This is a genomic window from Burkholderia sp. MSh2 (genome assembly GCF_000731655.1).
Classification (GTDB): domain Bacteria; phylum Pseudomonadota; class Gammaproteobacteria; order Burkholderiales; family Burkholderiaceae; genus Burkholderia; species Burkholderia paludis.
This window is the reverse complement of record NZ_JPGM01000127.1, coordinates 1-5,722: the sequence shown is the minus strand read 5'-3', so window position 1 is coordinate 5,722 and position 5,722 is coordinate 1. Positions and strand designations below refer to the sequence as shown.

General features: G+C 70.3%; 6 protein-coding genes and 1 pseudogene. 4 read left to right on the top strand and 3 right to left on the bottom strand.

Going from position 1 to position 5,722, the window contains the following annotated elements; genetic code table 11:
* The 3 genes and pseudogenes from GQ57_RS42835 to fliF all read right to left on the bottom strand — a co-directional run.
* A pseudogene (locus tag GQ57_RS42835) lies at positions 1–101 on the bottom strand (flagellar assembly protein FliH); the annotation flags it as partial.
* Positions 94–1,089 carry a flagellar motor switch protein FliG gene (gene fliG / locus GQ57_RS37740; protein ID WP_031399705.1) on the bottom strand — a complete coding sequence of 332 codons (996 nt, stop codon included), beginning with the start codon at positions 1,087–1,089 and terminating at the stop codon, positions 94–96. The pseudogene GQ57_RS42835 and the gene fliG, both read right to left, overlap by 8 nt.
* Positions 1,079–2,842: a flagellar basal-body MS-ring/collar protein FliF gene (gene fliF / locus GQ57_RS37735; protein ID WP_031399706.1), complete on the bottom strand. Its 1,764-nt coding sequence runs from the start codon at positions 2,840–2,842 to the stop codon at positions 1,079–1,081. The genes fliG and fliF overlap by 11 nt, the downstream gene beginning before the upstream one ends.
* Positions 2,843–3,090: 248 nt before the next feature.
* On the opposite strand from fliF, the gene fliE reads away from it, so the two are divergent.
* The 4 genes from fliE to fliK form a co-directional block, all read left to right on the top strand.
* Positions 3,091–3,435: a flagellar hook-basal body complex protein FliE gene (gene fliE / locus GQ57_RS37730; RefSeq protein ID WP_031399707.1), complete on the top strand. Its 345-nt coding sequence runs from the start codon at positions 3,091–3,093 to the stop codon at positions 3,433–3,435.
* 239 nt (positions 3,436–3,674) lie between these two features.
* Complete coding sequence (fliS, locus tag GQ57_RS37725) at positions 3,675–4,109, top strand: flagellar export chaperone FliS (protein WP_031399708.1); 435 nt, start codon at positions 3,675–3,677, stop codon at positions 4,107–4,109.
* Entirely contained in the window at positions 4,106–4,438 is a 333-nt protein-coding gene (locus tag GQ57_RS37720; RefSeq protein ID WP_031399709.1) for a flagellar protein FliT, read from the top strand. Before fliS ends, GQ57_RS37720 begins: the two co-directional genes overlap by 4 nt.
* Positions 4,439–4,568: 130 nt before the next feature.
* Positions 4,569–5,722 (top strand): flagellar hook-length control protein FliK (gene fliK, locus GQ57_RS37715; protein WP_034200589.1); only part of this gene is annotated, 1,154 nt, incomplete at its 3' end.

The window sequence follows — 5,722 nt, the reverse complement described above, 5'->3', positions numbered from 1 at the left end:
GCGTCGGGCGGAGGGGGCGGCGGCGGCGGGTCGAACGACGCCATCTCCCACCGCTGGTATGCGGTGAGGGTGCCCGCACGATCGCGCGCCGAATCAGACATACGCGTCTTCCGCCTTGCCGCCGATCGCGATCTGGCCGCTCTCGGCCAGGTTGCGCACGATCTGCAGGATGCGGCGCTGCTGGGTCTCGACGTCGGACACGCGTACCGGGCCGCGCGCATCGAGATCCTCGGCGAGCAGTTCGGCCGCGCGTTGCGACATGTTCGCGAGGAACTTCTGGCGCAGTGCGGGCGGTGCGCCCTTCAGCGCGATGATCAGCGTTTCCGACTCGACTTCCTTGAGCACCATCTGGATCGCGCGGTCCTCGAGATCGAGCAGGTTCTCGAACACGAACATCTGGTCGATGATCTTCTGCGCGAGTTCGGCGTCGTACTGGCGCACGCTTTCGAGCACGCCTTCCTCATGCACGCTGGTCATGAAGTTCAGGATCTCGGCCGCGGTGCGGATGCCGCCCATCGGGCTGCGCTTCAGGTTGTCGCTGCCGGACAGCAGGCCCGTCAGCACGTCGTCGAGCTCGCGCAGCGCGGCCGGCTGGATGCCGTCGAGGGTCGCGATCCGCAGGATCACGTCGTTGCGCAGCCGCTCGGTGAAGCATGACGCGATCTCGGACGCCTGGTCGCGGTCGAGGTGCACGAGGATCGTCGCGATGATCTGCGGATGCTCGTTCTTGATCAGTTCGGCGACGGCGCCCGAGTCCATCCACTTCAGGCCCTCGATGCCGCTCGTGTCGCTGCCCTGCAGGATGCGGTCGATCAGCACGCCGGCCTTGTCCTCGCCGAGCGCCTTGGTCAGCACCGAGCGGATGTAGTCGCTCGAATCGAGCGACAGCGCGGTGTGCTGCTCGGCTTCCTTCGTGAATTCCTGCAGCACGTCCTCGACCTGCTCGCGCGTGACGTTCTTCAGCGCGGCCATCGCGGCGCCGATCTTCTGGACCTCGCGCGGCGCGAGGAACTTGAATACCTGCGCGGCTTCTTCCTCGCCGATCGACATCAGCAGCAGCGCGCTCTTGGTCAAGCCTTCAGCGTTCATCGGACACCCAGTTCTTCACGACGGTCGCGACGATCTTCGGATCCTGGCGGGCGATCGTGCGCGCGTAGTCGAGGTTGCGTTCGTAACGGTTCTTTTCGCTCTCGAAGCCGAGCAGCAGGGAATCGGGTTCCTCGGCCTTGTCCGGCGCCGGCAGGCCGTCGAGCGCGACCGGATCGTCCGGCGCGGCGAGCGTCGGCGCGGCCGGCTCGGGCGGCGGGAACGCGCGGCGCATCGCCGGGCGCACGAACATGAAGTAGAGCGCCGCCGCGGCCGCCGCGATGCCGAGCCACTTCGCGGCTTCCTTCGCCATCTCGATCATGTCGGGCTGGCGCCACCACGGCAGGTCGGCGTACGGGTCGGCCGTGGTCGAGAACGCGCTGTTCACGACGTTGACCGAGTCGCCGCGCTTGTCGTCGTAGCCCATCGCGTCCTTCACGAGCTGTTCGACCTGCGCGAGCTTCGCGGGCGGCAGCGGCTGCATCGTCACGTGGCCCTTCGCGTCGGCGACCGGCTGGTAGTTGACGACGACCGCGACCGACAGCCGCTTCACGCTGCCCATCGGCTGTTCGAGATGGCGGATCGTCTTGTCGAGCTCGTAGTTGGTCGTCTGGTCCTTGCGGTCGCTCACGGGCGTCGTCTGCGGCGCGTTCTGGCCGTTGCCGGCGACGATCGGCGCCGACGCCGGCTGCGGCGGCGTGTTCGACAGCGCGCCCGGCACGCCCGATGCGCCGCCCTGCGCGAGTTCGGTCGCGCTGCTGGTCTGCTGGCTGCGGATCGCGGTCTGCTGCGGCGTGCCGTTCGGGCCGTAGCTTTCGGACGTCTGCTCGAGCTTCGAGAAATCGAGGTCCGCGCTGACCTGCGAGCGTGCGTTGCCGGTGCCGAACAGCGGTGCGAGGATCGCGTCGATGCGCTTCTGCGTGTTGCGCTCGACCTGCTGCACGTACTTGAGCTGGCTCGCGTCGAGGCCGGATGCCGACGCGGTCTGGGTCAGCAGGTTGCCGTCCTGGTCGACGATCGTCACGTTCTTCGCGGGCATGTCGGGCACGCCGGACGACACCATCCGCGTGATCGCCTGGACCTGGCCGTCGTCGAGCACGCGGCCCGGGTAGAGGTCGACGAACACCGACGCGCTCGGCGCTTCCTTGTCGCGCACGAATACCGACGGCTTCGGGATCGCGAGATGCACGCGCGCGCCGCGCACGGCGTTGATCGACTCGATGGTGCGCTGCAGCTCGCCTTCGAGCGCGCGCTGGTAGTTCACCTGTTCGGCGAACTGGCTGATGCCGAATTTCTGGTTGTCCATCAGCTCGAAGCCGACCGAGCCGCCCTTCGGCAGCCCCATCGCGGCGAGCTTCAGGCGCGTTTCATGCACCTGGTTCGACGGCACGAGGATCGCGCCGCCGGCATCGGCGAACTTGTAGGGAACGTTTGCCTGCTGGAGCGCGGCGATGATCGCGCCGCCGTCGCGGTCCGACAGGTTGCTGTACAGCACGCGGTAGTCGGGCGTGCGGCTCCACAGTACGAGCGCGGTGATCGCGGCGATCGCGAATGCGACGGCGATCACGAACGGCAGCTTCGGGTTGCCCTTCATCCTCGAGATGCCGGGAATGCGTTCCGCGAAGCCGCCAAGTCCGAAGTCCGCGCCTGCGCCCCCCGCGCCCGGCAACGCGGCGGCCGCGGCGGCGCCGGACGCCGGGCTGGCGAGGCCCGCGCGGGCGTCTGGGTTGATCAGCGAGTTGGCCTGCGAATCCATGCGTCGAGTTTCTCCGGAGCGGTACGACTGAGCTCGCTCGGACGAGCGGGCGGACAATGACACGATGCGATTATCGTGATCCGGGCGGTGCTCCGATCGACCGAAAAGAGCGGGGTTTCCCCCGTACTTTCTCGGCTTTGACGCGCGGCGCGCTGCTATCCTTTTTCGCGATCCGGCATGGTGCGCGTGGTGCGGCGCCGGCGGATCGCCCGGTGGTCCGGGTCTCTTCTCTAGGTTTTGGGGGCAGCATGACTGCGAACGTCAGCGGAATCGGTTCGGTGTTGCAACAGATGCAGTCGCTGGCCGCGCAGGCGTCCGGCGGCGTCGGGAGCCCGACGGCGGCGCTGGCCGGCTCGGGTGCGGCCACGGCCAGCACGTTCGCGAGCGCGATGAAGGCGTCGCTCGACAAGATCAGCGGCGACCAGCAGCATGCGCTCGGCGAGGCGCAGGCGTTCGAGGTCGGTGCGCCGAACGTGTCGCTGAACGATGTGATGGTCGACATGCAGAAAGCCAACATCGGCTTCCAGTTCGGGCTCCAGGTCCGCAACAAGCTGGTGAGCGCTTACAACGACATCATGCAGATGTCGGTGTGACGGGGCGGCCTGTCGGGGAGGGGCCTCTAGGGGCGGCCCTCCAGAAATGGTCGCCCGGGGCGGTCGATCGCGGCCTCGGGGCTTGCCTGGCGGGGCGCGGCGGCCCGGCCTGACGCGCCCGCCGGAGGCGTCGCGCGCCTAAAGCTTTCCAAATCCCTTCCGATAACTCCGGAGAAGGTCGCGCCGTGCATTGCATGGCGGCGGCTCCCGTATAGCCATGGCATAACAAGGAGAAGCGCATGTTTTCCCCAGGACACGCTGGAGCCAGTGCATACGCGCGTGTCGGCGTCGAGACGGGGGTGATGGGCGCCTCGCCGCACCGGCTGATCGCGATGCTGTACCAGGGCGCGCGGCAGGCGGTTGCGCTGGCGCGCATGCATTTGCAGCAGGGCACCGTATCCGCGCGGGGCGAGGCGATCGGCAAGGCGATCCGGATCGTCGAGAGCGGCCTGAGGGCGTCGCTGAACCGTGACGCGGGCGGCCAGATCGCCGAGCGGCTCGATGCGCTGTATGCGTATATCGGCCGGCGCCTGCTCGAAGCGAACGCGCAGGCGAGCGACGCGATGCTGGTCGAGGTCGACGGGCTGCTCGCGACCCTCGAGGAAGCCTGGACGGGGATCGCACCGGAAGTCGCGCGAATGGCAGCACAACAGGCAGTGGAAGCATCACGATGAATCGCAAGGCCGAATACTTCGAACGTTACGAGGCGCTCGCCGCCGTGTCGGGCCGGATGCTGTGCGCCGCGCGCAGCGCCGACTGGAGCGCGTTGCCGGGGTTGCAGGCCGAATTCATGCAGCTGGTCGACGGGCTGAAGGAGGCCGATCCGGGCGTCGTGCTCGACAAATCGGATCTCGGCCGCAAGCTCGACCTGATCCGCCGCATCCTGGCCGACGACGCCGCGATCCGCGATCTCGCGAGCCCGGACGTCGCGCGGCTGTCCGCGCTGTTCGAGGCGCGGCGCTCGACCAAGGTATTGACCGATCTCTACCGCGCGCGCGGGTAGGGCCCGTGTCCAGGGGCACGGGCGCCGGGGCGCACGGGCCCGGCGCGGCATGCGCGCGATTCCCGCGGGCGGCGCCGGTGTGCCGTTTGCGGATTCGCAACGATGTGTCTGAGATGAGCAGGCTCCGATCATGACCGGTATCGACTCCGTTGCGGCCGCGCTGCTGGCGAGCCGCCTCGACAGCCTGCTGACCGGCACCGTGTCGGCGCCAGCCGGCAGCGGTACAACCGCGCAGGTCGGCACGCCCGGCGCCGGCGCGTCGTCCTCGCCTTCGACCGGCGGCCCGCCCGCCGCGCCGCCGGCTTCCACGCAGACTGCGCTGTCCGAAGTCGGGCGCGTGCTCGACGCGATCTCGCGTGCGGGCGGCGACGCGACCCCGGCGATTGCCGGGCGCGTGCCGCTGCTGGCCGACCCGACCGTGCTGCTGGCCGATCCGGCGGGGCCGGCCCAGGCGAGCGCAGCCGCTCCGGCCCCTCCGGCCGCGACGTCCACCCAGGCTTCCGCCGCGACGGCGGCTTCCCCGGCCGCGCCGCCGGTGGCGGCGCTGAGCGCGGCGCTTGCGCAGGCGGTGAGCGAGAGCGGCCTCTTCTACGAATCGCACCTCGCGCAGTGGCTGGCCGGCCAGCGCCCGCTCGCGGCGCTGATGCGCGAGCCGCAGGCGCGCCTTGCGGCCGCGCAGGCCGACCCGGACGCCGCCGCGCAATACGATTCGACCGATGTGCTCGACGAGCTGCTCGCACAGCGCTCGCCGCCGCCCGCGACCGCGCGGGCGACGGCGCAACCGGGCACGCCGCCGCCGGGCGGCGCGCCGGCTCGCGACCCGGCGCAGGCCTGGGCGGCGGGCGCCCGGCAGGGGGCGGCGTTGCCGCTCGACACGGCCGATCCGCTCGCCGAGCGCCCCGACGCGCGCTGGACGCCCGCGCGGGCCGACCTGGCCGCCGCGTCGTCCGATTCGCCGGCTCAGACGTTCGCCACCGTGCATCCGGCCGCCGTCCCGCTCGTCAGGCAGCAGCTCGATGCGCTGGCAACCGACCAGTTTCGCTGGACGGGCGAGGCATGGCCCGGCGCGCGGCTCGACTGGACGATCGAGCCCGACGATCCGGGCGGCCGCGCGCCGCGCGGCGACGACGACACGGGCGACGGCATCGCATGGCGCACGCGCCTGACGCTGACGCTGCCGTCGCTCGGCACGGTGGACGCGGAACTGGTGCTGAACGGCGCGCAACTCGTCGCGCGGCTGCGCGCGAACCAGGCGGGCGCCGACCGTCTCACGCGGCACGAAGC